This is a genomic window from Microbacterium sp., assembly GCF_031988965.1.
Lineage (GTDB): Bacteria > Actinomycetota > Actinomycetes > Actinomycetales > Microbacteriaceae > Microbacterium.
Window position 1 is genome coordinate 1 of the sequence record NZ_DALZXX010000230.1, and the last position, 2,857, is coordinate 2,857.

Here is a 2,857-nt window from a genome sequence, read left to right on the forward strand (position 1 = left end):
GCACGTGCGCCTCGGCCTGGGGCCGCGACCCGAGCACCGCGAGCTCGTCGATGCGCTCTCGCGCGCCGCGCGGGTCGGCCTGCAGCATGCCCCGGATCGCGACCGCGGTCACCGCCGGGGTGCGCAGCGTCGTGAGATGTGCGCCCTCGAGGATCGCGAGCGGGCTCAGGGTCGCGGCATCGAAGACGAGGTACCAGGCCTGGATCTTCGGCAGCCCCCGCTCGGTGTTGCGCGGGGCGATCGTGACGACCTTGATGCCCGCGTGCTCGGGCGACTGCGTCGGCATGAGCAGGAACTCGCCGCTGTCGAGCGGGCTGAACAGACGCGGGGCGTCGGACTCGATGTCGGCCCCGTCGCGCAGCGCGGCCGTGATCGCCTCGACGGCACCGCGACGGTCGAGCGCCGCGTCGATCTCGTCGACGCCGATGACGGGAACAGAGGTCACAGCACGAACCCCTGCGGGAAAGGATCGCTCGGGTCGAGCATGTACTGCGCGGTGCCCGTCACCCACGCCCGACCGGTGATGGTCGGGATGACGGCGGGGATGCCGGCGACCTCGGTCGTCTCGACCAGGCGTCCGGTGAAGCGGGTGCCGATGAACGACTCGTTGATGAAGTCCTGGTCGAGGTCGAGCTCGCCCCGCGCGTGCAGTTGCGCCATGCGGGCGCTCGTGCCGGTGCCGCAGGGCGACCGGTCGAACCAGCCCGGGTGGATGGCCATGGCGTGGCGCGAGAGCTGCGCGGTCGAGCCGGGCGCCTTCAGGTAGACGTGGTGGCAGCCGCGGATGGTCGGGTCGACCGGATGCACCGGCTCGCCCGCCTCCTCGATGGCCGCCATGATGCTGAGCCCGGCGGCGAGCAGCTCGTCCTTGTGCGCCCGATCGAACGGCAGCCCGATCTGCTCGAGCGAGACGATCGCATAGAAGTTGCCGCCGAACGCCAGGTCGTAGTCGACGGACCCGAGCCCGGGCACCTCGACGACCTGGTCGAGCGCCACGACGAACGAGGGCACGTTGCGCAGGGTGACGCTGTCGGCGTGCCCGTCGGAGACGTGCACCTCGGCGATCACGAGGCCGGCCGGGGTGTCGAGGCGGATCGTGGTGACCGGCTCGACGACCGGGACCATGCCCGTCTCGACGAGCACGGTCGCCACTCCGATCGTGCCGTGCCCGCACATGGGCAGGCAGCCGGACACCTCGATGTAGAGCACGCCGAAGTCGGCATCCGGTCGCGTCGGCGGCTGCAGGATCGCGCCGCTCATGGCGCTGTGACCGCGGGGCTCGTTCATGAGCAGCAGACGCACGTCATCGCTGTTCGCCATGAACCACTGGCGGCGCTCCTCCATCGTCGATCCGGGCATCGTTCCGACGCCGCCGACGATCACGCGCGTCGGCATCCCCTCGGTGTGGGAGTCGACGGCGTGGAAGATGCGTTGTGCTCGCATGGGTGTCTCCGGATCAGCGGTAGCCCTTGGCCAGAACGGCCTCGGTGTCGGCGATGATACGCGTGCGCACCTCGTCGGGAAGCGGCAGGCGGGGCGGGCGGGTCGTGATGCCGGCGGGGGCGACCCCGGCGACCTCCTGCGACAGCTTGATCGCCTGCACGAACCAGGTCTTCGAGTCCCAGCGCAGCAGCGGGTGCAGGTCGCGGTACATCTCGTGCGCCTTGGCCCAGCTGGCCGGGTCGCCCGAGGTCGACAGGTTGTAGAGCTCGACGGTCGATGCCGGGATCGCGTTGGGGTAGCCCGCGACCCAGCCGACGGCGCCGTTGATGCCGAGCTCGAGCACGACGTCGTCGGATCCGATCGAGATGTCGAGGCCCGGTGCCAGCTCGCGGATCGCGTAGGCGTTGCGCACGTCTCCCGAGAACTCCTTGACCGAGACGATGAGGCCCTCGTCGAACAGGCGCGCGAGCAGCTCGGGGCGCAGGTCGATCTTGGTGTCGATCGGGTTGTTGTAGGCGAGGATCGGCAGGCCGACCGCGGCGACGCGACGGTAGTGGTCGACGACCTCGTCATCGCTCGCACGATAGGCGTTCGGGGGCAGCAGCATCACGGCGGGCGCCCCGTGCTCGGCGGCGTGCTCGGTGTGACGGACGCTCTCCATCGCTCCGTACGCGCCGACACCCGGGATCACGGCTACGCCCTCGGGCGCGGCCTCGACGGCCGTGAGGTAGACGCGCTGGCGCTCCTCTTCCGTCAGGGTCTGGTACTCACCGAGAGAGCCGTTCGGGATGATGCCGGTCACGCCGTTGTCGGTCGTGAAGCGGATGTGCTCGGCGTACGCGTCGTAGTTGACGGAGAAGTCCGGATTGATCGGCAGCGTCGTCGCGAGGTTGACACCGTGCCACGGCTTCTTTTCGGTCATGAATCAGAACTCCTGTGCTGGCGGCGCCCCTCGGCACCCGGGTGATGGATGAGTACAATTGCAATGTTAGTGGGCGGAACGGGTCCTGTCCATGAATCGCGGCGATTCGTCACGAGGCGTCCCCCCGAGCCGGCAGAATCAGCCGCTGACGGGTCTCTTCGTTGCCCGCCCTGTCGGTCGCCGCGAACTCGATGACCTGCTCCTCGTCGGAGAGGGCGCGCACGAACGCCTCCTGGAACGTGGCCCAGAACGTGCCCGGCCCCTCCCACTGGATCCGCTCGACGCCCGACACCTCGTCGGTCGCGGTGAGCGTGATCTCGACGCTCGATCCGAGCCGGCGCACCGTGGCGAGCGAGACGGGCGCACCCGTGTCGACCGCGATGTCACGGGCCGCATGACCCGCCGCGCCCGCGGCATCCGTCGCACGCGCGCGCACCCGGTGCTCGCCGTCGCCCGGCAGCGGGAAGGGGCCGGTGTACGGCATCCACTCGC

Annotated in this window: 2 protein-coding genes and 2 pseudogenes; all 4 read right to left on the reverse strand. The window is 70.0% G+C overall.

The features are described from left to right. Positions 1 to 445 (reverse strand): annotated as a pseudogene (locus RTM68_RS18035) (ornithine cyclodeaminase family protein); the annotation flags it as partial. Continuing rightward, positions 442 to 1,443: a proline racemase family protein gene (locus RTM68_RS18040; RefSeq protein WP_312173643.1), complete on the reverse strand. Its 1,002-nt coding sequence runs from the start codon at positions 1,441 to 1,443 to the stop codon at positions 442 to 444. The gene RTM68_RS18040 and the pseudogene RTM68_RS18035, both read right to left, overlap by 4 nt. Positions 1,444 to 1,456: 13 nt before the next feature. Then, complete coding sequence (locus RTM68_RS18045) at positions 1,457 to 2,365, reverse strand: dihydrodipicolinate synthase family protein (protein ID WP_312173646.1); 909 nt, start codon at positions 2,363 to 2,365, stop codon at positions 1,457 to 1,459. A gap of 109 nt (positions 2,366 to 2,474) precedes the next feature. Then, a pseudogene (locus RTM68_RS18050) lies at positions 2,475 to 2,857 on the reverse strand (glycosyl hydrolase); the annotation flags it as partial.

Coding starts and splice junctions, on each gene's coding strand:
- RTM68_RS18045 (WP_312173646.1), bottom strand. CDS start 2,365: ATGACCGAAAAGAAGCCGTGGCACGGTGTCAACCTCGCGACGACGCTG.
- RTM68_RS18040 (WP_312173643.1), bottom strand. CDS start 1,443: ATGCGAGCACAACGCATCTTCCACGCCGTCGACTCCCACACCGAGGGG.